Source organism: Streptomyces sp. Ncost-T10-10d, from assembly GCF_900091955.1.
Lineage (GTDB): Bacteria > Actinomycetota > Actinomycetes > Streptomycetales > Streptomycetaceae > Streptomyces.
Genome location: NZ_FMDF01000201.1, coordinates 1 through 25,928 on the forward strand (window position 1 = coordinate 1; position 25,928 = coordinate 25,928).

Annotated in this window: 22 protein-coding genes and 1 pseudogene; 10 read left to right on the plus strand and 13 right to left on the minus strand. The window is 69.2% G+C overall.

Going from position 1 to position 25,928, the window contains the following annotated elements; all coding sequences use genetic code 11:
- Positions 1–355: 355 nt before the first annotated feature.
- Positions 356–511, minus strand: coding sequence for a DUF6131 family protein (locus tag GA0115254_RS44905; protein WP_093899206.1), 156 nt, complete (start codon positions 509–511; stop codon positions 356–358).
- Positions 512–1,207: 696 nt separating this feature from the next.
- On the opposite strand from GA0115254_RS44905, the gene GA0115254_RS34540 reads away from it, so the two are divergent.
- Positions 1,208–2,254: an AI-2E family transporter gene (locus GA0115254_RS34540; RefSeq protein ID WP_370740991.1), complete on the plus strand. Its 1,047-nt coding sequence runs from the start codon at positions 1,208–1,210 to the stop codon at positions 2,252–2,254.
- A gap of 206 nt (positions 2,255–2,460) precedes the next feature.
- On the opposite strand, the gene GA0115254_RS34545 is transcribed toward GA0115254_RS34540, so the two are convergent.
- Positions 2,461–4,557 (minus strand): amylo-alpha-1,6-glucosidase, encoded by a 2,097-nt coding sequence (locus tag GA0115254_RS34545; RefSeq protein ID WP_093899223.1) that lies wholly within the window; start codon positions 4,555–4,557, stop codon positions 2,461–2,463.
- Positions 4,558–4,709: 152 nt separating this feature from the next.
- Here GA0115254_RS34545 and GA0115254_RS34550 point away from each other — a divergent pair, with 152 nt between their 5' ends.
- From GA0115254_RS34550 to GA0115254_RS34570, 5 genes are all read left to right on the plus strand, one after another.
- Complete coding sequence (locus GA0115254_RS34550; protein WP_093899208.1) at positions 4,710–5,759, plus strand: LacI family DNA-binding transcriptional regulator; 1,050 nt, start codon at positions 4,710–4,712, stop codon at positions 5,757–5,759.
- Between the two features lie 322 nt (positions 5,760–6,081).
- Positions 6,082–7,089: a sugar ABC transporter substrate-binding protein gene (locus GA0115254_RS34555; protein WP_256102923.1), complete on the plus strand. Its 1,008-nt coding sequence runs from the start codon at positions 6,082–6,084 to the stop codon at positions 7,087–7,089.
- A 6-nt stretch (positions 7,090–7,095) separates the two neighbouring features.
- On the plus strand, positions 7,096–8,244 hold the full coding sequence (locus tag GA0115254_RS34560) for a carbohydrate ABC transporter permease (protein WP_093899209.1): 1,149 nt from the start codon (positions 7,096–7,098) through the stop codon (positions 8,242–8,244).
- Complete coding sequence (locus GA0115254_RS34565) at positions 8,241–9,179, plus strand: carbohydrate ABC transporter permease (protein ID WP_256102924.1); 939 nt, start codon at positions 8,241–8,243, stop codon at positions 9,177–9,179. The genes GA0115254_RS34560 and GA0115254_RS34565 overlap by 4 nt, the downstream gene beginning before the upstream one ends.
- Positions 9,180–9,281: 102 nt before the next feature.
- Positions 9,282–9,902 (plus strand): L-threonylcarbamoyladenylate synthase, encoded by a 621-nt coding sequence (locus tag GA0115254_RS34570; RefSeq protein ID WP_093899210.1) that lies wholly within the window; start codon positions 9,282–9,284, stop codon positions 9,900–9,902.
- A 133-nt stretch (positions 9,903–10,035) separates the two neighbouring features.
- Here GA0115254_RS34570 and GA0115254_RS34575 read toward each other — a convergent pair whose 3' ends face one another.
- Positions 10,036–10,656: a TetR/AcrR family transcriptional regulator gene (locus tag GA0115254_RS34575; RefSeq protein ID WP_093899211.1), complete on the minus strand. Its 621-nt coding sequence runs from the start codon at positions 10,654–10,656 to the stop codon at positions 10,036–10,038.
- Positions 10,657–10,786: 130 nt separating this feature from the next.
- Here GA0115254_RS34575 and GA0115254_RS34580 point away from each other — a divergent pair, with 130 nt between their 5' ends.
- Positions 10,787–12,214, plus strand: a complete 1,428-nt coding sequence (locus GA0115254_RS34580) for an amidase (RefSeq protein ID WP_093899212.1) — start codon at positions 10,787–10,789, stop codon at positions 12,212–12,214.
- A 200-nt stretch (positions 12,215–12,414) separates the two neighbouring features.
- Here GA0115254_RS34580 and GA0115254_RS34585 read toward each other — a convergent pair whose 3' ends face one another.
- Together GA0115254_RS34585 and ctaD are read right to left on the minus strand one after the other, a co-directional pair.
- Positions 12,415–12,735: a hypothetical protein gene (locus GA0115254_RS34585; protein ID WP_093899213.1), complete on the minus strand. Its 321-nt coding sequence runs from the start codon at positions 12,733–12,735 to the stop codon at positions 12,415–12,417.
- 53 nt (positions 12,736–12,788) lie between these two features.
- The gene (ctaD, locus tag GA0115254_RS34590; RefSeq protein ID WP_256102926.1) at positions 12,789–14,711 is read right to left on the minus strand and encodes an aa3-type cytochrome oxidase subunit I; all 1,923 of its coding nucleotides are present in this window, start codon (positions 14,709–14,711) and stop codon (positions 12,789–12,791) included.
- 383 nt (positions 14,712–15,094) lie between these two features.
- Here ctaD and GA0115254_RS34595 point away from each other — a divergent pair, with 383 nt between their 5' ends.
- Positions 15,095–16,822, plus strand: a complete 1,728-nt coding sequence (locus tag GA0115254_RS34595) for a sensor histidine kinase (protein WP_093899214.1) — start codon at positions 15,095–15,097, stop codon at positions 16,820–16,822.
- 14 nt (positions 16,823–16,836) lie between these two features.
- On the opposite strand, the gene GA0115254_RS34600 is transcribed toward GA0115254_RS34595, so the two are convergent.
- Complete coding sequence (locus GA0115254_RS34600; RefSeq protein WP_093899215.1) at positions 16,837–17,631, minus strand: response regulator transcription factor; 795 nt, start codon at positions 17,629–17,631, stop codon at positions 16,837–16,839.
- Between the two features lie 194 nt (positions 17,632–17,825).
- Between GA0115254_RS34600 and GA0115254_RS34605 the strand changes: the two genes are divergently transcribed.
- A complete protein-coding gene (locus GA0115254_RS34605; RefSeq protein ID WP_093899216.1) occupies positions 17,826–19,133 on the plus strand; it encodes a globin domain-containing protein in 1,308 nt (435 codons plus the stop codon).
- Here the strand turns inward: GA0115254_RS34605 and GA0115254_RS34610 are convergent.
- Both GA0115254_RS34610 and GA0115254_RS34615 read right to left on the minus strand, forming a co-directional pair.
- On the minus strand, positions 19,084–19,761 hold the full coding sequence (locus tag GA0115254_RS34610; RefSeq protein ID WP_093899225.1) for a vitamin K epoxide reductase family protein: 678 nt from the start codon (positions 19,759–19,761) through the stop codon (positions 19,084–19,086). The two genes, GA0115254_RS34605 and GA0115254_RS34610, sit on opposite strands and share 50 nt — an antisense overlap.
- Before the next feature lie 23 nt (positions 19,762–19,784).
- Positions 19,785–20,264, minus strand: a complete 480-nt coding sequence (locus tag GA0115254_RS34615) for a hypothetical protein (RefSeq protein ID WP_093899217.1) — start codon at positions 20,262–20,264, stop codon at positions 19,785–19,787.
- A 241-nt stretch (positions 20,265–20,505) separates the two neighbouring features.
- Here GA0115254_RS34615 and GA0115254_RS34620 point away from each other — a divergent pair, with 241 nt between their 5' ends.
- On the plus strand, positions 20,506–21,006 hold the full coding sequence (locus GA0115254_RS34620; RefSeq protein WP_093899218.1) for a pyridoxamine 5'-phosphate oxidase family protein: 501 nt from the start codon (positions 20,506–20,508) through the stop codon (positions 21,004–21,006).
- Between the two features lie 106 nt (positions 21,007–21,112).
- On the opposite strand, the gene GA0115254_RS34625 is transcribed toward GA0115254_RS34620, so the two are convergent.
- From GA0115254_RS34625 to GA0115254_RS34645, 5 genes and pseudogenes are all read right to left on the minus strand, one after another.
- A complete protein-coding gene (locus GA0115254_RS34625) occupies positions 21,113–22,708 on the minus strand; it encodes an MFS transporter (RefSeq protein ID WP_093899219.1) in 1,596 nt (531 codons plus the stop codon).
- A gap of 174 nt (positions 22,709–22,882) precedes the next feature.
- Positions 22,883–23,362, minus strand: coding sequence for a MarR family winged helix-turn-helix transcriptional regulator (locus GA0115254_RS34630; RefSeq protein ID WP_093899220.1), 480 nt, complete (start codon positions 23,360–23,362; stop codon positions 22,883–22,885).
- 285 nt (positions 23,363–23,647) lie between these two features.
- A pseudogene (locus tag GA0115254_RS34635) lies at positions 23,648–23,949 on the minus strand (AraC family transcriptional regulator); the annotation flags it as partial.
- A gap of 326 nt (positions 23,950–24,275) precedes the next feature.
- Positions 24,276–24,680 carry a CBS domain-containing protein gene (locus tag GA0115254_RS34640; protein ID WP_093899221.1) on the minus strand — a complete coding sequence of 135 codons (405 nt, stop codon included), beginning with the start codon at positions 24,678–24,680 and terminating at the stop codon, positions 24,276–24,278.
- A gap of 438 nt (positions 24,681–25,118) precedes the next feature.
- Positions 25,119–25,772 (minus strand): hypothetical protein, encoded by a 654-nt coding sequence (locus GA0115254_RS34645; protein ID WP_093899222.1) that lies wholly within the window; start codon positions 25,770–25,772, stop codon positions 25,119–25,121.
- Positions 25,773–25,928 lie beyond the last annotated feature (156 nt).

Genomic DNA, 25,928 nt, shown 5'->3' on the forward strand with positions numbered 1-25,928 from the left:
TCTGAGTCACATGTGCGTCGTCCCGCTCGCCCAAGATCCATGTCCCCGGGGACCACCCTCGCCTGTGACACGCCGGAGCCGTGGCAAGGGACGGCTCAGCGCGACGGCGCGGCGCGTGTGCGGCCCTCGGTCAGATCGCAGTCCAGGAGCCTTCGGGTCTCGCTCGTCCGACCGCGCAGTATGCCGACGAGAAGCTCGACGGCCCGGTTCCCACCTCCTGCCGGGGGATGCGAAAGCCCGCGCAACACCGCGGTCACACCGTGCTCCAGCAGCCGGTCCGTGCTGTCCTGCTCACACTCCGCGTGCGCGGCGGGCGTGACCGAGGAGGGCGAGCGCCGACGGTGGAACGGCAGTCCTACCAGTAATGCCGTCGACCTCCCACCGCATGCCCGACGGCGCCCAGGATCCAGAGAACGATGCCGATCACGACGAGCACCACACCGATCGTCCACAGGATCGAGATACCTGCCACCAGGCCGATGACCAGCAGAATGACACCGAGGATGATCATGATGACCTCCGATCTCGCATCGCCTACCAGTATGCGCCTGCCGCCTTCGCAGGGTGATACGGAGCGTGCGAGGACATCGCCTCCGGCCGCGGAGGCACCGCGCGAATGCCCCAAGGCGCGAACGTGGAGCACGACGGGGAGTGCAGGCACCTTCCGCGCACCCACTGTTTCGATCACGTGCGCGAGGCGCTGGAGGACAGCGGCGACACCGCCGCAGCCGGGGAAGCACTGGACTCGATACTGAGAACCGGGAACGGTGCCGACGGACCGGAAGCCTCCGGGACGTCGTCACCGAATGGATCCGCCGCACTCGCGGCTGACCGGCGTGGCCCGGTGCAGGACTCACCTCGGATGGGTCGCTGGAGACCTGCATGCGGAACTCCGGTGGCAGCTGGATCGACAAGTCCGTCAGCGACGACAGCGACGGGTGGTCGCTCGGTGGTTCCGCCCGTAGGGGTGACTTCCTGCGCATGTCGCGGCGGGAGCCCGAAAGGACGCGACCCAGGCTGGTACCAGCAGGGAATGCCCAGGCCATCGCATCCGCAGCCCGACAACACGGACCCCGGCGTGCCGTCCGAAGGACGAAGGCACCGGATCCGCACGGCGTCACGTCAGGCGCTGCGCGGCATCACCCGCCCTGCGAACCGGACCCCGGGCGCACAACATGTGCCCGCCGGCCCGCGGTACGGGCCACGCGTGAACCCCACGCTGCAGACGGCCGCTGCCTACGCCTGGCGAATCCTCGTCGTGGGAGCCCTCGTGTACGCGGTCTTCTCAGCGCTGGGACGGTTCCACGAGGTGGCGGTAGCCGTCTTCCTCGGCCTGGTCGGCACCGCGATGTTGCGCCCGGTGGCCGATCTCCTGGCGCGTGTGATGCCGCGGCCGCTCGCCGTCGCTGTGGCGCTTGTCGGCAGCATCGTCCTCGTCGTCGGCGTTCTGACCCTCATCGGCGAGGTGGTCGCCGCAGAACGCGTCGGGCTGGAGCGGGAGTTCGGCAATGGCCTGGTCAGGATCGAACGCTGGCTGGAGGGCCCACCGTTCCGGCTGAACCCCAAGGCGCTCGACGACATGCAGTCCCGGATCGGACAGTTCCTGTCCAGCCATCGCTCCACCCTCATCAGCACGGCCCTCAGTGGCGTGGGCCGACTGGTGGAGGTGGTGACCGTGTTCGCTCTCGCATTGTTCTGCTCGGTCTTCTTCATTCACTCGGGCGACCGGCAATGGGACTGGTTCTGCGACCAGCTTCCGAGGACGGCCCGGGCCCGGGTCACGATCGCGGGCCGTGCGGCGTGGCGTACGTTCACCGGATACACACACGGCATCGTCCTGGTGGCGGCGACCAACGCGGTACTCGTCGGACTGGCCCTGTTCGCACTCGGAGTGCCGCTGGCCCTTCCCCTGGCGCTGCTGGAGTTCTTCGCCGCCTTCATTCCGTTGATCGGCTCACCGGTCGCCCTCGCAGTCGCCGCCGTGGTGGCTCTGGCGGCGAATGGCCCCATCGTGGCGGCCGTCGTCATCGCGCTGATCGTGGTCATCGGCCAGATCGAGGGCCACCTTCTGCACCCGATCGTGATGAGCTGGGCCGTCCGCCTGCACCCGGTGGTGGTCGCACTCGCGGTGATCGGCGGCGCCATCGCGGCGGGGGTGCTGGGCGCGGTGGTGGCGGTACCGCTCGTGTCCGTCGTCTGGTCGGCCCATCAGGCCCTGCGCCAGGCACGCGAATCCGCGCAAGCGAAGGAGTGAAGGATGCACGGGGCGGAAGCGAGACAGAAACCCTGCACCGGAATCCCGGCCGGCCTGCCACGGGCACAGGCCGGAGGCCGAACTGCCGGTGCAGGTTCCTTCGTACCGCTGTTGCTGCCGCCCCCGGCGATCTCGGCCGCCTGGTCCGAGGCAGGCTCGCCCCGGCCCACCGGGTCCTGCCTCGAATCAGGCACAGCCACTGCGCGTCAACGCGGCGTCGTGTGCTGCCTCCTCACCTCCAGGCCCTTCGGCGCCTCGATGTGCGCCGTGCCGTCGGCGTCGACGGAGATGTCCAGCCGCCCGCCCGCGACATCGAGCCCCTCGACCTTCAGCGGCCGGTAAGCCTCCGCGAACCCGGGCGCGACCGTGAGCGTGCCGCCGGGGACATCGGCGGAGAGCCCCAGCACCGACTGGAGGACCATGACGGACGAGGCCGCCGCCCAGGCCTGCGGGCGGCAGGATGCCGGATAGGGGGAGGGCCGGGTATCGGTCGCCGCTCCATGACCGGCGAACAATTCGGGAAGCCGCGCGTCGAAGGCCGCCGATGCGGTCAGCAGCCCCTCGGACAGGGACGCGGCCGCTTCCGGGAAGCCGGCCCTGACCAGGCCGTGCACCGCGATAGCGGTGTCGTGCGGCCAGATGGAACCGATGTGATAGCCGTACGGGTTGTAGACAACGGAGTCGCTGCTCAGCGTGCGTAGACCATGGCCCGAGTCGAGGTCGGGCGCGCTGAGCCTGGCGGCCAGCAGGGCGCTCTCCTCGTGGTTGAGCAGGCCCGTGCCCAGCAGGTGGCCGAAGCCCGAGGTGACCGAGTCAACCGGCTTCTTCTCCCGGTCGAGCGCAACAGCCGGGTACGGCCCCTGCTCGTCCTCCACCCAGAAGTGGCTACGGAAACGGTCCCGCAGCCGCTCGGCCCACTCCTCCCACTGGTCGGCGCCGGGGCGGCCGAAGGCCCGCAGCAGGTCCGCACCGCCCCGAGCCGCCTCGTACGCGTACGCCTGGACCTCGCAGAGCGCGATCGGGGAAGCGGCGAAGCGTCCGTCGCGATACCGGATGGAGTCGCCCGAGTCCTTCCAGCCCTGGTTGGCCAGTCCCCGTCCGGTGTGGTCGATGTACTTCAGGAAGCCTTCCCCGTCCGCGTCGCCGTGGTCACGCATCCAGGCGAGGGCGGACTCCGCGTGCGGCAGGAGTTGCTCGACCTGCTCGGGCGCGAGGCCCCAACGCCAGGAGTCGTGCAGCAGGGTGATCCAGAGCGGGGTGGCGTCGACCGTGCCGTAGTAGCAGGGCGGCAGGGCGAAGTTCTCGTTGAAGTTCTGGGTGGAACGGCGCACTTCGTGCAGGATCTTGCCGGGCTGTTCCTCGGTGTCCTGATCGGACTTCGTGCCCTGCCGACGGGCGAGTGTGCGCAGCGTACCTGCGGCGAGATCGGTGCCCAGCGGCAGCAGCATGCGGGCCGCCCACAGGGAATCGCGGCCGAAGAGGGTGAGGAACCACGGGGCTCCGGCGGCCAGGAACTGGTCGGTGGGCTTCTCCGGGTCGGTCAGCCGCAGCCGGTCGAGGTCGGCGGCCGACTGGCTCAGCCAGTGGTCGAAGCGCCGGTCGGCGCTGCGCAGGACCGGCGTGCGCCAGGGCAGGCTGTCGGCAGGTGGTGCGGGGAACTGGTCGCCGTCCTCATGCGCCGCGTCGCAGTGCAGTTCAGCGGTCCATGACGAGCCGGGAGCGAGTTCGATGTCGTACGCCAGTGTTCCGGCGGCCGGGTCGACGGCGGCGGGCCGCGGGTAGCCGGTGATCCGTACCGCGAAGGTGTCCCTGGACCAACCGAGTCCACCCTCCGTGGCGTTGGCAAGGACCGGACTCTGAGCGTGTCCGGACTTGACGCGCTCGATCGGGGCGAGGTCGGTACCGGCGGTGACGATCAGCCGGACACGGACCTGCTGTCGCCCGGCGTTGGCGACTTCGATGGTCTCCTCCAGGCGCCCGGGGGTGATGCGGCGGCGCCTGTGCAGGGTGACGGCCGGGTCCGGTGTCTCCTCGCCCAGGCCGCGCAGCACACCGCGAAAGGCCGCCCGGTCCGCACCTTCGACGCCTCCTCGGACAGGGGCGATCGCGACTCCGTCCGCCGCGACGGTCAACCGGGCAAGGGCTCTGCTGTCGCCGTGGTAGAAGCCGTCCGCGGCGCCGTCGATCTGTCCGTCGGCCTGCGAGATCGCGAAGCTCGGGGCGTACAGCGTCACACAGGCGTCATGCAGGAACGGCTGGAGGCCTTCGGCCGACGGGCCGACCCCCGGATCGGAGTTATTCATGTCGTGGGTCTTGACAGTTGTGTCCAACAGAGCAGAACCTCTCAGGCATTGGAGCGTTCCAAGAACCCTAACGACGACTTCAGCGCGTTGACAACGGTTTTGGAACGCTCCAATAAACTCGTCCATTCGTACGACCGGTTTCGGAGACACTGATGCCCCGCCCCCCCAACACCCCCGCATCCAAGGCCGGTTCAGTCACCCTGGCCACGGTCGCGCAGCGGGCCGGAGTGTCTCCGCAAACGGTGTCGAACGCGCTCAATTCGCCCGAACTGCTGCGTCCGGAGACTCTGGAGCGAGTCCGTCGCACCATCGACGAGCTGGGCTATCGCCCGCACCGAGCGGCTCAGACCCTGCGCACCCGCTCCAGCAAACTCATCGGCTACGGCATTCGTCCTACCGCCCCCGGCACCTCGGCCCCGGTCATGGACCGGTTTCTGCACGCCCTGTCCCAGACCGCCGACGAGGCCGGTTACCGGATCCTGCTCTTCGCCTCGCCTCCCGGCAGCGCCGGCCTCGACGGGTACGAGGAACTCCTCGACCTGCACAGCGTGGACGGCTTCGTGCTGAGCGGCACGGACCGGGGCGACCAGCGCCAGGCCTGGCTGAACAAGCGTGGCGTGCCGTTCGTGGGCTTCGGCCGGATGTGGTCCGGCCGGCAGATCGGGGACTGGGTGGATGTCGACGGCGCCTCGGGCACGGATGCCGCGGTCGAGCATCTGGTGGGTCTGGGACATCGCAGGATCGCGTTCCTCGGCTGGCCGCGTGGCTCCGGGGTCGGCGACGACCGCGCCATGGGCTGGCAGCGCGCCATGCAACGGCACCACCTTTCGATACGCAACAGACGGGCACGAAGCGTCGATGACATCGCCTCCGCGCAGGCCGCCGTCGGACCGCTGCTCGACGCGGGTGCGACGGCCGTGATCACCGCAAGCGACGTGCTCGCTCTGGGGTGCTATCACGCCCTGCGCGAGCGACGAGCCGTGCCGGGCGCGGATGTCGCCGTCGTCGGCTTCGACGACTCCCCAACGGCGGCGCTCCTGTCCCCCGGACTGTCCACCGTCGCCCAGCCGCTGGAGGCCGTCGGCCGCGAATGCGTCCGGCTGCTGCTGGCCCGGATGTCGCAAGCCGGCGCCCCACCCGAGCGCGTCCTGCTCGAACCGTCCCTCGTCGTACGTGACAGCACATCCGCGTCGGGCGACTGAACCACCCTCGTGCCCATCCGCGGGCCACTGATCCACAGCGTGCCCTTTCCGGGCAGCTGAGCCGCAAGCCCTATCCCCCTGGAGGAATTCATGGGAACCCGTACGGCCGTCGCCGCCTTCGCCACCTGCGCGGCGCTCCTGGCCGCCACCGGCTGCTCATCCAACTTCGGCAGCGACAAGGAGCCGGAGCAGGACAAGGCCGGCAAGCAGAAACTGACGGTGCTGATCGCCACCTCGGGGGACGCCGAGACCCAGGCGGTCAAGAGTGCCGCCGCCGCGTACGCGAACGGGCAACTCGGTCACGGTCGAGGTTGCCAAGGACATGAACCAGCAGCTTGCCCAGTCCTTCGCCGGGCACAAGCCGCCGGACGTCTTCTACGTCAACTCCGACCAGTTCGCGAACTACGCGAAGGGCGGCTCGCTGTACCCGTACGGGGACCGGATATCCGACGCCGCCGACTTCTCCGAGCAGCTGCGCACCTCGTTCTCGTACGACGGGAAGCTGGTGTGCCTGCCGAAGGACGCCTCCACCCTCGGTCTGGCCATCAACACCGATCTGTGGAAGAAGGCCGGGCTGACGGAGAAGGACTATCCCAAGAGCTGGGAGGAGCTGCGGACCGTCGCGGACAAGCTCACCGGCAACGGCGTCACCGGCCTGGTCACCAGCGACGAGTTCCAGCGGCTCGGCGTCTTCATGAAGCAGGCGGGCGGCTGGCTCACCGACCCGGACCAGCAGAAAATGACCGCCGACACCGCCGAGAACGCCAAGGGGCTCGACTTCGTCCAGTCCCTGCTCAAGTCCGGCTCGATGAAGTTCGCCAAGCAGGTGGACACCAGCTGGGGCGGTGAGGCGCTCGGCAAGGGCAAGGCCGCAATGACCATCGAGGGCAACTGGCTCGAAGGCGGCATGAAGCTCGACTACCCCGATGTGAAGTACGCCATCGCGCCGCTGCCCGAGGGGCCGGCCGGCAAGGGCACCCTCGCCTTCAGCAACTGCTGGGGCGTCGCCGCCGACAGCGCGCACCGCGACGCGGGCGTCGACCTCGTGAAGTACTTGACATCCGCCAAGCAGCAGCTCGCCTTCGCCGACGCGTTCGGTGTCATGCCGTCGCGGACGAGCGCGCTCAAGACCTACGCCGAGAAGCAGCCGGCCGCCAAGGCCTGGGTGGACGGCAGCGCCTACGCACAGGGCCCGGTGACGATCGCCGGCTTCGACAAGGTCCTGAGCCAGTTCAACACCGATCTGCAGTCGCTGCGCACCGCCGACCCGAAGAAGATCCTCGCCGACCTTCAGCGCAATGGCGAACAGGCGATCGCGAAGGGCAACTGAGCCCCCATGCCCATCCGCACGATCCGCGCGAGCGGTACCCCTCGAACGTCCGGCTCGCCCGGCGCACCTGACAGCGCCACCGGCGGGACCGGCACGACCGCGAAGGCTCGCGCCCGGCGCGCGGGCCTTCGCGGGGAGGGCACCTGGGGCTGGCTGTTCGTCAGCCCCATGGTGCTCGTCCTCGGCCTGTTCATGGTGCTTCCCATCCTGATGGCCCTGTGGGTGAGCCTGCTGCACTGGGACGGACAGTCCAACCCGTTTTCCGGTCAGGCCGATTTCGTCGGCCTGGACAACTACCGGTCGCTGCTCACGCAGGACGGGCTCGACCGCACGCTCTTCGCGACGTCCCTGCGCAACAACGCCTACTACGTACTGCTGACCGTCCCCCTGCAGACCGCGCTGGCACTGGGTCTGGCTCTGATCGTCAACCAGAAACTGCTTCGGGGACGCGGCGCTCTCCGTACGACGTTCTTCTTCCCGTCGGTCACCAGCTCCATCGCCGTCTCGACGGTCTTCCTCTTTCTCTTCCAGGGCAGTGGAGCCGTCAACTCCATGCTGTCCTGGATCGGGATCAAGGGACCGAACTGGTTCGCGGACCCGCGCGGGGTGCTCTCCCTGATCCTGGGCGGTCTGGGAATCGTCGATCCCGAACGGCCCACCGGAATGCTGGCGGATCACTCCACCATGGGGCTGTCGTGGTTCGAGTGGCTCTCGGGTCCCTCGGTCGCGATGTGCACGCTCATCCTGCTCGCCGTGTGGACCACCTCGGGCACGTTCATGCTGATCTTCCTCGCGGCGCTGCAGAACATCCCGCGGGAGCTGGAGGAGTCGGCCGCCATGGAAGGGGTCAACCGCCGTCAAATGCTGTGGCATGTGACGCTGCCGGCGCTGCGTCCCGTGCTGTTCCTGGTCCTGACCCTGGGGCTGATCTCCACCTGGCAGGTCTTCGACCAGGTCTATGTGATGGGCCAGGGCGCTCCGGGCAATACGACGCTCACGCCCGCCTTCCTGTCGTACTCCGCGGGCTTCGACAACGCGGACTTCGGGCAGGGCTCGGCGATCGCGTTCATCCTGCTCGCCCTGATCCTCATCCTGACCGCGTTCCAGCGCTGGGCGCTGCGGGAGCGTGGCGCACGCACCGGGAGGAACCGATGACCGTCACCGGTACGGCCGTACGCGGCCGGGCTCGGCCATCCCCTCGCCGTCGCGCCCCGCACGACCGGGGCCGCCCCGTCCTGAGCCGTTTCCGCCTGCCGTGGCGGTTGGTGGGGTATGCCGCGGTGCTGGGGCTGGGTCTGCTGTATCTGCTGCCGTTCGTCCTCCAGCTGGTGACCGGTTTCAAGACGGATCCGGACGCCGCCGCGCATCCGCTGGGCCTGCTGCCCACCACTCCCACCACGGCGGCGTACCAGAGGCTGTTCGGGTTGAGCCAGGCCGCGGACGGGGTGCCCTTCCTGCGCTGGCTGGGCAACTCGGCGCTGGTGGCGGTGGTGGTGACCGTGGGCCGGGTGCTGTTCGACTCCATGGCGGGATACGCGCTGGCGCGGCTGCACTTTCGGGGCCGCACCGCACTGTTCGGCTTCGTGCTCGCGGTGATGGCGGTGCCCGGAGTGGCCCTGCTCATCCCGAAGTTCCTGGTACTCAACACCTTCGGGCTCTTCGACACGTACACCGGCATGATCCTGCCGTTGCTGGTGGACGCGGCGGGCATCTTCATCATGAAGCAGTTCTTCGAATCGGTACCGCGCGAGGTCGAGGAGGCCGCACGGGTCGACGGGGCGGGTGTGTTCCGGATCTTCTGGTCCGTCGTCCTGCCGATGGCCAGACCGGCGTTGATCACCCTCACGATCCTGTCGTTCCAGGGCTCGTGGAACGAGTTCACGCACTTCCTCGTCAGCACGCAGTCCGGCCAGTACGAGACGCTCACCACGGGCCTGGCCCGCTTCGTCTCGGGCGGACTCGGCGGCGGAACGCAGTACCCGCTGAAGCTGGCGGCGGCGCTGCTCTCCACCATCCCGGTGGCCGCGCTGTTCTTCTGCTTCCAGCGCTACTTCGTGAGCGGCGCGAACGCGGGAGCGGTCAAGGAGTGAGCTCCGGCGCCGTCGGGAACCGACGGCGCCGGAACCCGACGCACCCACTGGACCGGGCCACGCTGTCCTGAACGTGATGTCCTGATCGCCTAGACTCGGTGGATGGCGAAGTATTTCGACGTGCACCCCGAAAATCCTCAAGCGCGCACCATCCGCTCCGTGGCCGACAGCATCCGGGCCGGCGCGCTCGTCGCCTACCCGACGGACTCCTGTTACGCATTGGGATGCCAACTGGGCAGTCGTGACGGCATCAGCCGGATCCGGTCGATCCGGAACCTCGACGACCGTCACCATTTCACCCTTGTGTGCCAGAACTTCGCGCAGCTCGGTCAGTTCGTGCACATCGACAACGATGTGTTCCGTGCGATCAAGGCAGCGACACCCGGCAGTTACACCTTCATCCTCCCCGCGACGAAGGAGGTGCCACGTCAGCTGCTGCACCCCAAGAAGAAGACGGTCGGAGTCCGGATTCCCGACCATGTCGTCGCTCAGGCGCTGCTCGCCGACCTCGGTGAGCCGCTGCTGTCCAGCACCTTGCTCCTGCCCGACGAGGACGAGCCGCTGACACAGGGCTGGGAGATCAAGGAACGGCTCGACCACGTGGTGGACGCCGTGGTCGACTCGGGCGACTGCGGCACCGAACCGACCACGGTCATCGACTTCTCCGGCGGCGAGCTCGAGATCGTACGCCGAGGAGCGGGCGACACCGCACGGTTCGAGTAGCCGCGCCGCGGGCATCACGGTGCCTGCCGGGCGGCCTCCGTGCGGTGACTCACGTACGGGGTGCCTGCGGCACGGTCGCGAGGGCGGGGTTGCGGCAGCGCGGCGCGCAGTGCTCCGTGGCGGCCCGGGACGCTCACGTGGTGCGAGGCGACCGGACCGGACGCTCCCAGAGCCCGCCCAGGTGCGCATGGAGGACGTCCTGCGCCTCTCCCGGGGTGAGATGGCCGATGAGGACGTGCGCGGTGAGGCCGTCCGCGAGGGCGAGGAGGGTGCGAGCCTCGCGTTGCGGATCGAGGGGAACGGCATGGTCGGCGCCCTCGCCGACTTCCGAGATGAGGCGGGCGAACGCCTCTTGCAGGGCTGAGTAGTTCGCCTTCAACGTCCTCGCGAGGGCCTCGCTGACAGCCGCCTGCGCAACGAAGGCGAGCCAGACCCTGGCCTCGGCGCGGTGTTCTTCCTGCAGCAGTGAGATCTCGGTCGCCGCATGCCCGAGGGCGGTGGCGCCGGACTGGGCCGGGCACCTGACGAGGCGGGCCTGTACGCGCTCACTGATCCGCTCGCCGATGTGCCCGAGCGCGAACACGAGCATTTCTTCCTTGGTACGGAAGCATCGCTGAACGGCGCCCATCGACACCTGCGCACACGCGGCGACGTCTCGAAGGGTCACGCCCTCCAGCCCGCGTTCGTCGGCGAGTCGGCAGACCGCCTCAGCGATCCGGCGACGTCGGTCCGCGTGATCCACCTGCTTGGGCATACCCGGTCGCCTCCCTGGTTCCACGGTGCTCCGTTCCGCAGCTCACTTTATCCGATGCGCTCGTATCGGTTGGGGGGCTACAGTTCCGATGCAAGTGCATCGGAACATGGACGGGAAAGGAAACGAGCACATGCAGGATGCCCTGTGGAAGATGCCGGCCACCGCGCAGGCGGAGGCGGTGCGCCGCGGAGATGTCTCGGCTGTCGAACTGATCGACAGCCACCTGGAGCGCATCGCCGAGGTCAACCCGCAGATGAACGCGGTCACACAGCTCCTGGCGGAGCGCGCACGCGCCGCCGCAGGGCAGACAGACCGCCGGCGGGCCGCCGGTGAAGCACTGGGGCCGCTGGCGGGCGTGCCGTTCACGGTGAAGGAGAGCACCGCCGTCGAAGGCGTACCGACCACGTTCGGCACGGAGCGCTTCCGCGATCTGGTGGCGTCGGCCGACGCGCCCCGGTGGCCCGGCTGCGCGCAGCCGGGGCCATCCCCCATCGGGCACAGCAACATACCCACCCTGATCCTGGCGGGGATGCACACGCGAAGCGAGCTCTTCGGCGACACGGTCAACCCATGGGACCCCGGCCGGACCCCGGGTGGCACCAGCGGAGGCGACGGGGTGGCCGTCGCCACGGGCATGGCAGCGCTCGGGCTCGGCAACGACTCCGGTGGATCGGTGCGCATCCCGGCCCAGTTCTGCGGCGTGGCCGGGCTGAAGCCGACAACCGGGCGTTTCCCCGCGGACCACCGCGTCGGCCCCGACGACCCCGGCCCGGCGTCCCAGATGCTGGTCACCGACGGCCCGCTGGCGCGGAGTGTGGGCGACCTCCGGGTGGCGTTCGAGGTGCTGGCCGGGACCGACCCGCGCGACCCGCGGGCCCTACCGGTACCTGCCTACGGTGAACCGCTCCCCGGACCGGTGAAGGTCGCGGTCGTGTCGGACCCGGGTGGGCACGGCGTTCACCCCACGGTTCGCAGGGCCGTCGAGACCGCGGCCGAGGCGCTGCGCGACGCCGGGTACGACGTGCGGGAGGTGGAGGACGTTCCGAGACTGGACGAAGCGCTCGAAGCGTACGGCCGGATCACCGTGACCGAGTTCGCCGCGACCTGGCCGGTGGTGCGGAAACTGCTCGGGGCAGGCGGGGAACGCTACATCGAGATGATGATGGAGCAGACGCCGCCGGCCGGCGCGGACGAGTTCATGAAGCTGATGGGCACCTGGATGAACATCCGCCGCTCATGGGCCGAATTCCTCGACGAATACCCGCTGTTGCTCGGCCCGGTGTTCACCGAGCCACCGGTCGAGCCAGGACTGGAGTCGCGCGACAGGGCCGGACGGGACCGGGTCGGCTCGGCGATGCGTCTGTGCACCGTGACCAGTTTCGTGGGTGTACCCGGCGTGGCCGTACCGACCGGAGTGGTCGACGGACTGCCGTCCGGAGTACAGGTCGTCGGGCGCGCGTTCCGGGAAGACCTGTGTCTGGGCGCGGCGCAGGCGATCGAGGACCGGCTCGGAGTTCTTACACCGGTCGACCCGCGCGCGGAAGTCAGGGCTGATTGAGCCCTTGGGGAGCGCTTGTACCTTCCGCTCTCGGCCGGCTGCGCGCAAGCCCCAGGCAAAAGCCGGGTGAGCGGGCAGCCGGCCGGGGCCGCACCGGGGCGAACCGCACGCTCGGCCCTGAGCGGAGCCGCACCCGCGGACCGGGGCTCGCCGAACAGCAACATCCGCACGCCGGAGGCAGTTCGACCCTCATGGAGGTGTCAACGGAAGAGCGCGGCCCAGCGGGCCTCCTCTTCGCACTGCTCCTGGCCTCGGCACAGCCGCGCGCGGACGGCCAGGGACGCCGTGGTGGTGGTGCCCGCGACCGCCACCAGCGCGGCCGCGGACAGAGGGACCGGCATGAGCAGCAGGAGCATCGTGAGGGCCGCCGATCCCCACCCGGCCAGTACAGCGGCCGCGACCAGCCGGCGGGAGCGCGGCCGGTCCTGGCCCGCACGCAGATCGATGCAGGCGGGCAGGTACCAGACGTTGCCCGACACGCAGAGCACGGCGACGCCGAGCGCCAGAACACCATGGGACATCGGACAGCACTCTCCTCGGGGGCGGGGATTGCGGTGGTGGGCGGGGTCAGGGGTCAGTGCGATGCGGCGGGGTCGAGTGCGGCGATCTCCGGATGGTGCAGATCGAAGGCCGGGGACTCGCTGCGGATACGGGGCAGGGCGGTGAAGTTGTGGCGGGGAGGAGGACAGGAGGTGGCCCATTCCAGGGAACGGCCATAACCCCAGGGGTCGTCGACGGTTGTCTTCTTGCCGTACTGGGCGGTCTTCCAGATGTTGTAGAAGAAGGGGAGGAAAGACAGCCCGAGCAGGAATGAGCCGATGGTGGACAGGGTGTTGAGGGCGGTGAAACCGTCGGCGGCGAGATAGTCCGCGTACCGGCGGGGCATTCCCTCCGCACCGAGCCAGTGCTGCACGAGGAACGTGAGGTGGAAGCCGGCCGTCAGCACCCAGAAGGTGATCTTCCCCAGGCGCTCGTCGAGCATCTTGCCCGTGAACTTCGGCCACCAGAAGTGGAATCCGGCGAACATCGCGTAGACGACCGTACCGAAGAGTGTGTAGTGGAAGTGGGCGACCACGAAGTACGAGTCGGAGACATGGAAGTCCAGTGGCGGTGCGGCCAGGATGACTCCGGTCAGTCCACCGAAGACAAAGGTGGTCAGAAATCCGGTGGCCCACAGCATCGGCGTCTCGAAGGACAGCGATCCCTTCCACATCGTGCCGATCCAGTTGAAGAACTTCACTCCGGTCGGTACGGCGATCAAAAAGGTCATGAAGGCGAAGAAGGGCAGCAGTACACCACCGGTGACATACATGTGGTGGGCCCAGACGGTTACGGACAACCCGGCAATGGCTATCGTCGCGGCAACGAGACCGATATAGCCGAACATCGGCTTCCGGGAGAAGACCGGAATGATCTCGGAGACGATACCGAAGAACGGCAGAGCCAGTACATAGACCTCAGGGTGCCCGAAGAACCAGAACAGGTGTTGCCACAGAAGCGCGCCCCCATTGGCGGCATCGAAAATGTGCGAGCCGAACTTCCGGTCCATCTCCAGCGCGAGAAGTGCTGCGGCAAGGACCGGGAAGACCAGGAGGATGAGTACGGCGGTCAGCAGGACGTTCCAGGTGAAGATCGACATCCGGAACATGGTCATCCCCGGGGCACGCATACAGATGATGGTGGTGATGAAGTTCACCGCTCCGAGAATGGAACCGAATCCGGACAGCGCCACGCCCGTGATCCACATATCGGCGCCGACGCCCGGGGAGTGGGTGGCATCGGAAAGCGGAGCATAGGCGAACCACCCGAAGTCGGCAGCACCTTGAGGGGTGAGAAAACCTGCCGCGGCGATCAGTGAGCCGAAGAGGAACAACCAGTAGGCCAGCATGTTCAGTCGCGGAAATGCCACATCGGGCGCGCCTATCTGAAGGGGCATGAGCCAGTTGGCGAATCCCGTGAACAGCGGCATGGCGAACAGCAGCAGCATCACCGAGCCATGCATCGTGAATGCCTGATTGAACTGCTCGTTGGAGATGATCTGCGTACCCGGACGGGCGAGTTCGGCGCGCATCACCAGCGCCATCGCGCCGCCGACCAGGAAGAAGACGAACGCGGTGACGAGATAGAGCGTGCCGATCTGCTTGTGGTCGGTCGTCGTGAGCCACGAGACGACGATCCGGCCGCGCGAGGAACGGCCCGCCAGATCGGTGCCGGGCTGCGTCGTACCCGCCCGAATGGGCCGCCGTCCGGCCGAGGTGGCCTCGGCGCCGACGGTGATGGCCTGCGCGTCTGCGGGGTCGGCCCCGGGGCCGGGGGCTTGGGGCCATATGCAGGAACGGCCTGCATGCCCTGCGATTCCATTGCGTCCACCGGACCGTGTCCTCCAGCTCTGGCAGTTCTCCGAACACTCCCCGGCCGCACGTGGCGTGTCCGGGGAGTGGTCGGGAAGGTCCGGCGGATCACGAGGGGACGGACCGGACCTTCCCGGCCGCACCATGCTGGCCGCCGCCCGCGACGCTCTCCAGGGGCCGACGGACACCTTCCACGGGGCCGACCGGCCCTACTGCCGTGCAACCGGGCAGCCGACCGGCCCTGCCCGCGCCGGCCTTCGAGACCACACCGCCGGGCCCTCGGCACCTGGGCTGTCGTAGGCTGACCGCCCGTGGACCGGTCCCAGCCCTGCGGTGATCCGGTGAGCAAATACCCGGCATACGGCACACGGCCCCAGAGAACGGCACCCCGATGGCAGAGACAGCACCTCCCGAGCCCGGCTCCCACTTCGAAGTCCCCGCACCCGGCCCCTCCTCCCCCGCGCTCGGCTCGCCCGGCCCCTCCTGCCCCGGTCCGGCCGCATGGCCGCAGCCCAGCCGACCGGACCGGATGCGCAGTCTGCTGGATGCCGTGATGAGTCTGGGACGGGGCCTGGAACTCCCGGAAGTGCTGCGCGGCATCGTGGAGGCAGCGGTGACGCTGACCGACGCGGAGTACGGAGCGCTCGGCATTGTCGGGGAAGGGCAGAAACTCCTGGAGTTCCTGCCGGTGGGCCTGTCGGACCAACTCGCCGCCAGGATCGGGCAGTCACCGTGCGGCCGCGGAATCCTCGGCGAGCTGATCCATCACCCGCAACCGCTGCGGCTCACCGATCTGAGCAGCCACCCGCGCAGTTTCGGTTTTCCGCCTCATCATCCGCCGATGCGCACCTTCCTCGGCGTACCGGTGCGGGTGCGCGACGAGGTGTTCGGCAACCTCTATCTCACCGAGAAGCGGGGCGGCGTGAGCTTCGATGCGGACGACGAGGCGGTGCTGACCACCCTGTCGATCGCCGCCGGCGTCGCCATCGACAACGCCAGGATGTACGAGGAGAGCCGCCGCCGGGAGCGGCGCCTGGAGGCATTGGGCGAGATCACCCGCAGCCTGCTCTCGGGGACGGACACCGACGAGGTGCTGCATCTGATCGCCGAGCGGGCGATGGAAGTGGCGGGGGCCGACCGTGCAGCGATTCTGCTGCCCACGGCGCGGCCCGGTTCCGCGCTCCTCCCAGAGGCTCCGGCGGCACCGGGGGACGAGGAACTCCTCACTGTTGCCGTCGCCCATGGCCGGGACTCCGACCGTGTGACGGGGTTGTCCGTTCCGGCGTCGGGATCGCTGGCCGGGCTCGCCGCCCGTACGGGAACGCCTGTGCACTGCGCCGACGTCCGGACGGATCCCCGGGCCCATCCGTTCGGCGACGGTACCGAGGACGGCCTGGGCCCGATCGTGGCCGTGCCGCTGCAGATCGACACCGGAGCGCTGGGTGCACTGCGCCTGGGGCGGCCGGCGGACCGCCCGCCGTTCGACGACACCGAGGTCGAACTCGTCTCCGGCTTCGCCGACCAGGCGGCCATCGCGCTGGAACTGGCCCGCAGACGGGCCGAGTCCGAGGAACTCGCCGTGATGCACGACCGGGACCGGATCGCCCGCGATCTGCACGATCTGGCGATCCAGCGGCTGTTCGCGACCGGGATGACTCTCCAGAGCACCACCCGCGCCATCGCGGACCGGCCGAAAGCGGCCGAGCGGGTCAGCCGGGCGGTGGATGATCTGGATACCACCATCCGAATCATCCGGTCCACCATCTTCGATCTGCGCACGGCGGACGGTTCGGGCCGCAGCGGGCTGCGACACCGGATAGCGGAGACCGCTCGTACGGCGGCGCATGTCCTCGGCTTCCGGCCCACCGTGCGGATCGATGGGCCGGTGGACACCACCGTCCCGGACGAACTCGCCGAACACGTGGTGGCGGTCGCCGCCGAGGCGGTGTCCAACGCGTCCCGCCATGCCCGTGCGAGTCGTATCGGCATTGTGCTGTCGGCCGACGACGCGGTGACTCTGACCGTCACGGACAACGGCATCGGCATCCCGGACAGCGACACGACCACTCCCGGAACACCGACAGCGGTCGATGACGGAACGGGGGCAGCGATCAACGACGGCGGTCACCCGGCAAGGCGCGGCGGTGGGCTGGCCAACATGCGTACGCGGGCGGAGCTGTGCGGCGGCACACTCGCCATCGAACGGCCGGCGGACGGCGGCACTCGGATCACGTGGTGCGTCCCGCTCCACGACTGACGCCTGAACACCCGTCAGATTCGCCGGACCGGTGTTTGCCCCTGGCGGTCCTTGATCCGGCCGACGAGCATCGCTGCGTGAATCCGGCGGCCGACGCCCAGTTTGGCGAGGATCGAGGAGATGCGGTTCTTGACGGTCTTCTCGGCCAGGAAGAGGCGTTCCGCGATTTCGCGGTTGGTGAGGCCCTCGCCGATGAGGTCCAGGATCTGGCGCTCCCTCGCCGTGAGCCGGTCCAGTTCCGATGCCTCCGACTCCTCGGCAGGGGTCCGCTGGGGGCCCCGCAGCCGCGCCATCACACGAGCGGTCGTCCGTGGGTCGAGCATTGAGGTGCCGGACGCGACCGTGCGTACGGCGGCGATCAGATCGGCTCCGTTGATCTGTTTCAGTACGTAGCCGGCCGCACCCGCCATGATGGCGTCGAACAGTGCCTCGTCGTCGTCGAACGACGTCAGCATCAGACATGCCAGTTCGGGCATGAGGGCACGCAGTTCCCGGCATACCTCGATCCCGGCGTGGTCACCGCGGGGGTCGTCTCCGAGCCGTACGTCCAGTACGGCGACTTGTGGCCTGCTGGCCGGTACGCGGGCCAGCGCCTCCCGGGCGTTCGACGCCTCGCCGACGACCTCGATGCCGTCTTCGGCCTCCAGCAGATCGCGTACGCCACGCCGGACGACCTCGTGGTCGTCGAGGATGAAGACGCGTACAGGGGCTGCGGACTGCGGCGGCGTCGTACTCAGCGGGGACTTCGCGAGGTCATTCACACCATGCTCGATCGGTTCGGGGAAGGGGGCTCGGACCAGTATGTGCATGCGTCCGCAAGCCGGTTCGCCGGGGTGTCACAGCATGTCGAACAGGCTCTGAACAGGGCCGAAAGGCCCTGTGTCCGGGGCCGGTCGGCGGGCTGGACGCGGTGCCATACTGACGCCGCCGAGATCGTCCGGGCGCTACGGACGTCTCTCCGTCCCGGCCACCCCACCGTGCAGTTCCAAGGAGTCACCGGTCCATGAACACCCCGAGCGAGGACTACCACGCACTGCTCGCGCGGCATGACGCGATGCGGCTGCGACGACGCATCCTGTCCCCGGCCGAAGCCGGCGCCGAACCGTGGTCCGGCGAGGCGCCGCAGCCGTACGACGGAACGCCCGATCAGCAGCTGATCAGCGAATTCCTGCCGCTGGTGAGCCCGCTGGAGGAGTTGATCGCCGAGCTGTACCGGGTCCTGTTCGAACGGCATCCGTATCTGCGGTCGTTGTTCCCCGAGTCGATGGCGTTCCAGCAGGCCCATCTCGTCGGGACCTTCCGTTATCTGATCGGCAATCTGCACCGTACGGACGAGATGGTCGCCACCTTCGCGCAGTTGGGTCGCGACCATCGCAAGCTCGGTGTGCGCCGCGCGCACTTCGAGGCGTTCGAGGCGGCGCTGATCGATGCGCTGCGCACGCGTGCGGGCGCCCGGTGGACCGGTGCCCTGGAGGACGCCTGGCTGCGGATGCTGCGGCTGGCCGTCTCGGCGATGGTCAGGGGCGCGGACGAGGCGATCGCCGAACCGCCGAGCTGGGAGGCGACGGTGACCTCGCACGAGTTCCGTACTCCGGATCTCGCTGTGCTGAGAGTGCGCCCCCATCAGCCCTACCCCTTCAGCGCCGGGCAGTTCGCATCCCTGGAGTCACCGCTGCTGGAGCAGGCATGGCGTCCCTACTACCTGGCCCGCGCGCCCCATCCCGACGGCGAGTTGGAGTTCCATGTACGTGCCCGGGGTGCCGACGGGGTGAGTGATGCGCTGGTGCGCGGCACGCGGGAGGGCGGCACCGTCCGCCTCAGCGCGCCGCGCGGCGCGCTCGCCCTGCCCGATCACACCCCGTCCGCCGACGTTGTGCTGATCGCTGCCGGTACCGGATGGGCCGCGATGAAGGCGCTGCTCCAGCAGATCGACGCCGAACGCTTCCGTGCGCACCGGGTGCGTCTGCTGCTGGATGGAGGGGTGGGTGGGGGCGTATACGACGCGGCGTACCTGGAGGCGTTCCGGCGCGGACGCCCCTGGCTGACCGTCCTCACGGCCGGTCCCTCCGCAGATCCCGGTCTGCGGGCCCTGGACGGGGTACTGGCGCAGCGTCCCGGGGCCGCCGCCCGGCAGCACGTCTATCTGGCCCTGGCGCCCGAGACATCCACAACGGACTCCGCTCGGATCGTCGCCGCCCGGCTGGCCGCCGCCGGAGTCCCGGACACGCACATCCATCACGACACCAGCGGCTTCGTACGGGTCACAGAAACGTCTGCCAGTACGACCAGAACCGGGTTGCTATCAGCATGACGACGGCCAGGCACCAAGTCACCGGCACCACAAGGGGGAACTCCAGTACCGCCGCGACCAGGGCGCGTGGGGCGGGCAGGACGCCATGGCGCAGATTGTGCACGGTGGTGTGCCAGAACATGAAGATGGTGGCCATCCACACGAGTACGCACCACAGGCAGAGCGCGCCGATGTCGTACAGCGCCTGCGTCATCAGCCACATGCAGAAGCCGACGCCGAACAGGGTGCCCAGGTTCAGTCCCAGCCAGTACCACCGCCGGTAGCGCGCACCTGCGAGCAAGCCCGCGCCGGTCCCCATCACCACTCCGAAGGCGATCAGTCCGATGAGCGGATTGGGGAAGCCGAACACCGACGCCTGTTCGCTGCGCATCACATCCGCGCAGGAGACCACGGGGCTCAGCGAGCAGGCGGGGACGAAGCCGGGATCGGCGAGCAGTTCGAACTTGTCGGTGGTGATCACGAAGGAGCCCAGCAGCCCGAGAGCGGCGGTGATCACCAGCAGCCATGCGAATCCCCGGCGTGCCCCGGCCCGATCCCGTTCGTCGCCCGTCCCCGGAGCACCGTCGTTCGCGCGGTCCTGCGTGGAGCGAACCTCCTGGCCGTCGGCCTCGGGGGCTTCCGCCACCATCTCCGACTCACGCGCCGACGCGCTCATGCCCACCCCCGCTCGGAGCCTTCCGGCCAGACGACCTCCACCTGGATTCCACGCGCCCGCGCGAAGGCAACCAGATGCGCGGTGGCGTCCCGGCCGTCCGACGGCGAACCGTCCCACACGGCAAGCAGGGTCCGGCACGTCTCCACCAGACGTTCATCGGCGCCGACACAGGCATTGCGGTCGGCCGGATCGAAAGCCAGCAGCCGCACGCTCTCGGCCAGGACCAGCAGTTCCCCTGCGGCCCGCCGGTCCCGCTCGGGCAGCACTGCGGGCACCGCGCCCTGGGCCGGCAGCAGTACCGTCAGCTTCCGTCCGGCCTCCCGGGCGGCGCGCCCGAACACGAGCGGTAGCCCCGCCCCGACCCGTACGAGAGCGGCCACTCCCTCTGCCAGGCAGTCCAGCCGCGCTCTCAGTTCAGCCTCCACCAGCGCCATGGTCCTGTTGCTGAGGTCTCTGTGTCCGACGACCGCTATCACCGCGTTCCCCTCCTGTACACATCCGCACCGCCCGCTCCGACCGAACGCTCCACAAGCCACGGGCCGGCGCCCGGAGCCGTAGTTGGGCCGGCCCGTGGCATGCGGTCCACCGCAGTGAACCCATCGAGGCTCCGACGCCGCTAGGGCCGTTCGGCCCTGGGCCGTTCGGCCCTGGCGTGGGGATGGCCGCACGCGATGTACTCGTGCGGCAACTGAGCAGATCAGGAGACGAGGCCGCCCCATGAACCATGCAGGTCATCAGTCGTCCCAGTCGTCCGTGCCCGCGGCCGCACCCGCGCCCTCGGCCCCGGCTCAAGGCCCGGCGGCCGCCGGACCACGCCGCACGGTCGAGTTGACAGGCGCTCAGGCGCTGAGTCTGCTCGGCGGGGTTTCGCTCGGGCGAATCGTCTTCACCCAGCGCGCACTGCCCGCAGTCCGGCCGGTGAACCATCTGCTGGACCTGGGTCAGATCGTCATCCGGACCCATCAGGACTCGGACCTGTTCGCCCAGGCCCGGCACCATGGCGACCGGGGAGTCGTGGTCGCCTACCAGGCGGATGACATCGATCCGCTGACCCATCTGGGGTGGAGCGTCGTCGCGACGGGTTACTGCCGTCCCGTGACCGATCCGGATGCCCTGATGCGCTACCAGCGACTGATCAGGCCCTGGTCGGACCGGGTGATGGACTGTGCGGTCCGCATCCGTCCGCATCTGGTCACCGGGATCCGGCTGACGGTCTGATGCGGCGTCCGGGTGAGGAAGCGGCGTCTTCGTCCGGACGCGGCGGATCACGTTCCCCGGGCCGGGCGCGGCCGGTGCCCGCCCATGCGGGCACCGGCCGCGATTCTCAGTGCTGTGCAGCAGTCGGGGAGGTACCGCGGAGCCCGGCTGCCGCGAGGGCGGCTCCCAGCAGGCAGAGAACGCCGGTCACGGTCACGGCGGTGTGCACACCGTTCATGAACGCCTGGCCGCTGCCCTCCACAACGGCCGCCCGGAGCTGCTCGGTCATGTTCCCGGAGACCGGGGCGACACCCATGGCGACCGCGTCACCGGCCTGCTCCAGGCCGCCCGCCACGGATGCCGGCACCCCCGCGCCGGTCAGCTCGTCGACAAGCGTGGAGTCGACCCGGCTGCTGATCAGCGAGACCAGCACCGACGTGCCCAGCGCGCCGCCGATCTGGAGGGCGGTGCCCTGGAGCCCGCCCGCCACTCCGCCGTCCTTGACGGGGACCTGGCCGACGATGGCGTCGGAGGAGGCCGACAGCACCATGCCGACCCCCAGGCCGAGAGCGATGAACGGCGGCCACATCGTGGCGTAGGACGAGCCGGTGTCCCAGCTCAGCAGGCCGAAGGTTGCGGCGGCTTGGAGCAGCATGCCCAACGGCATCGAGAGCCGGGGCCCGAAGTGGCCGGTGAGCGCCGCCCCCAGCGGGGAGGCCACCAGCGAAGCGAGACTGAGCGGCAGTGTGCGTACGCCGGCCTCGACCGGCGAGAAGCCGCGCACATTCTGGAGGTAGAGCATCACGAAGAAGATCACGCCGAGCATCACGAAGAAGTTGAGGGCGGTGATGATCGTGCCGACGGTCAGCGCCCGGTTGCGGAACAGCCGCATCGGCAGCAGCGGGTGCGCAATCCGGTTCTCGTACCAGCCGAAGCCCACCAGGATGAACACGCCGGCGGAGACGGCGCCCAGGGTGCCGGCCGAGGCCCAGCCCCAGGTCTCACCCTTGACGACGCCGAAGACCACGCACAGCAGGCCGAGGGCCAGCAGCACGACGCCGGGGACGTCGAAGCGGTGATGGCCGGTCGAGTTCCTGCTCCGCGGCAGGACGGCGGCGCCGACCAGGAGCGCGATCACGCCGATGGGGGCGTTGAGGTAGAAGACGGACTCCCAGTTGACGTTCTCGATCAGCAGGCCGCCGACGATGGGGCCGAGCGCTGTGGAGACGGCAGAGACCATGGCCCAGATGCCCACGGCCATGCCGAACTTCCGCGGCGGGAAGACGGCGCGCAGCAGGCCCAGGGTGTTGGGCATCAGAAGCCCGCCGAAGAGTCCCTGCACCGCCCGGAAGACGATGACGCCCTCGATCGAGCCCGACAGGCCGATGGCAATCGAGGCGAGGGTGAACCCGACGACGCCGACCAGGTAGGAGGCGCGCCGTCCGAAGCGGTCGCCGAGCTTGCCGCCCAGGATCAGCGATGCCGCCAGGGCGAGCAGATAGGCGTTGGTGACCCACTGCAGGTCCGCGGTGGACGCTTCGAGGGCGCGCCCGATCTCAGGGTTGGCGATCGCCACGACGGATGCGTCGAGCTGAACCATGAAGAGGCCGAAGGCGACCGCGAGGAGAGTCAGCCACGGGTTGGAGCGCCTGCCCCGGGGCGGCTCCGGCTGCGGTGGGGAGGCAACGGGCAGCGAGGAATGATCCACGGTGGTGGATGGCATGGAAGTGCCTTGTCTGTCGGAAGCGCTACAGGAAACAGGGACGAAACGGAATGCGCCGCGCACACGGCCGCCGGGGCGGTCGGAGCGGTCTGTCTCCGGGCAGGGGAAGGCTCCACGGGCACGGAGACGGCAGTGCTCGCGGTCGGTCGGGCCCCTCGGCGGGGACCGCTGGGTCTACTCGGCTGCGGGCACGGGGTGCAGATGCCGCGTCAGCGACGTCAGCGCGCCCACGACCGAACCGAGTGCGTCCAGCTCACCATCGGTGAGGGACTGCAGCGCGTTCGCAAGGTGCGCGCCTTCGAGACGTCGGACCTCGGCCAGCTCACGCCGAGCCCTTGAGGTCGGATACAGATGGGCGATCCGCTTGTCGCCGGTGTCCTGCCGGCGCTCCAGCAGTCCCTGCTCGGTGAGCTGGGAGACGAGCGCGCTGACGTTGTTCGGCCGCATCAGCAGGGCGTCGGCGGCCTCACGCACGGTGGCGCCCTCCTGCTGCGAAACGAAACGCAGCAGCGCGAGCTGCCCCTCGGGCGGCTTGGGCCGCCCGAAGTCCTGGGCGACCCGGCGGTCCAGGGCCCGGTTCAGCGCGGGCAGGCACGCCGCGAGCGCAGAGGCCACACGGTCGAGGTCCTGGACGGACGCGCGGGAAACGGGCATGATCGAGAGAATAGGTCTGATGACATAGGTATGTCAAAAGATGTTCCTGGGTCGGATCCACCCCGCAGCCGGTCGGAACCGTCCCGTGGACCGCAGGAGTTCTGCGAGGTTTCTGTCGACGACGACCTGAGGGAACGTGACCTGGCTGCCGGCGAAACGGACCCTCGTCCTGCCGTTCGGCGGGCCGACGGAGCGCCTGGACAGCTCCGCCGAGCCCTGATCACACGCCAGGGGCTCGGATGTCGGGCTGCGCTTGACGCCGTGGTCGCGGACGTTCCGACGGGATTCACGGAAGCGGCGGGCAAAGGTACGCAGACTCATCCGTGTGTGGTCGGCGAGCTCGGCCAGGCTCAGAGGCTCGTGAAGGTTCTCCAGCGCCCACTGGCGGGGTGGCGGCCGTGCCCGTTCGAGGAGATGTCGGGCACCGGCTGGTCGATGTACTGCGCCTGCCCACCGTCCCGCCAGGGCGGTACGACACAGATACGAGCGACCCGGTTGGCCACTTCGCTGCCGTGGTCCTTGCGTACGACGTGCAGGCAGACGTCGACACCGGACGCGGCACCCGCGGATGTCAGCACATCGCCGTCGTGCGTGGCACCGGGCACGCGCATCTCGCCAAGGCACCCAGGGCCCACGCCCTCGGTGAGACCGACCGGACCTCGGGAAAGATCGTGCTCGTCGTGACGGAGCCCGCATCAGCGGAGTTGTGATCCCTCCGGCAGGGTCTGCGATGCGGATTCCCGGACGGACAGCCCGGGTCGTGGGGCCAGACCCTGCCGGAGCGGCCCATCTGTTCCGGAATGACAACAAGGAAGTGGGTGCCCGCCGGGTCGGCCACGCCGGAAACAGGTTCTCCTCGTTCCCTGGCCGGCGCCGAAGTTTCCCCGCTCTGCATCCGGCTGCCGCTCTCGGATCAGGGCCGGTCGGTGTCCTCCGGAAGGGTGCCGAGAAGTGCCTGCAGCCGTGCGGTGGTGAGGATGCCCACCGCGAAGCCGTCCTCGTCGACGACGGGCAGGATCGTCAGGGACCGCTCGCGCATGGCGGCCGCAGCCTCCGACGCCGGCATGTCGGGGTGCGCGAACGGGCCGCTGTCGTGTGCGATGTCACGGACCCGGGTGTCCTCGGCGTACCAGGGCTGCGCCGCGTGGACGGTGAGCTGGTCGAGAGTGATGATTCCGGCGCACCGGCCGGTGTCGTCACGGATGAGTACGTACTGGTTGCGGGATCCGCGCAGGACATCGAGTGCCCTGTCGATGCTGATGTGGTCGCTGATTTGCAGGTCCGGCGCGATCATGGCGTCGGCGGCTGTAGGACTCATTCGAGAGGTGATCGTCGGCTCCAGGGGCTTGGCGGTGCGCGGCGTCACGCCCGGCGGGCACGAGAGGGCGCACCTGCTGAGGGCGCGGCGGCGTCGGCCTTGAGCTGGTGCAGAGGTGTACTCATGACCGCCGCCTCCAGGGGATTCGAGATCGGGCGCCGGTACACGCACCCGGCAAGTACGGTCGTCCACGGGGGCGCCGCCGTCCCGGTTGCCGGGTCCGGCCGAGACCGATGGCGGGTACGGCGCGACTGGGCCGGCAGTGCCTCGCCGTCGGTGCCAGCACGGCGAGGCAGATGTGCGCGTCGATCGGGCGTGGGCCGGATGAGGGCGTGGGCCTCTGGAACCGGTGCGTCCCGATCGGGGTTCCCGGACGAGGACGCCGCGGCCCGATTCCGGCGGGCCGGGGTTCTTCGTCACGTCACGCAGGCGGCTCCGTCACTCGCCTTCGAAGTCGTATCCGATCACTCGGAAGCTCGCTCCCACACCGTCGTTGATGAACACGCCTCCGTCGACGCGCTGCGGGAACACGCCTGAAGTGGCACCGTAGGGTCCGACGACGGCAACGGGGCCGCCGTTGTCGCAGGTGGCCCCACTGAAGACCTCGACGGTCCTCCGGCTTTCGTTGAAGATGTTGAAGCTCGTGGCACCGAGGCCGCTGGCCGCGGTGACGCAGCCGCCGGGGTAGGCGGAGTACGTCCGCTCGTTGAAGTGGATCCTGCCCTCGTCGTAGCCCCGCCCACCGCCGTGACCCCTGCCCTCGTCGCCTCTGCCTTCGTTGTTGCCTCTGCCCTCGTCGTTGCCCCTGCCCTCGCCGTTGTCTCTGCCCTCGTCGTTACCCCCGCCTTCGTTGTTGCCTCTGCCCTCGTCGTAGCCCCTGCCCTGGTCACCCTTTCCGGCGTCGCCCTCGCCGTTGGGGGCCGAAGCCGGGGCAGCGGCCTGTCGCACGACCGGGGCTGCCGGGGCTGCCGGGACTGCCGGGGCCGGCCGGGCCGACTCGATGGTGGCGGCCGAGGTGAAGGTGCTGCCGGTGGCTGTCAGGGCCATGGCGCCCGCGAGGGCGGCGGTCACGACGGTGGAACGTGTAACCATGTCACTTCTCCTGTCTCAGAGAGGCCAGCTGCGTAGCCGGCCCGTGACTGAACGTACTTACGCTCCACAAGGCTGTCATTTCGGGCATATCGAACGGCTGACACAGAGCACCGATCGGGATACCACCCGAGCCGGATAGCCCGGAAAGGCTCATTA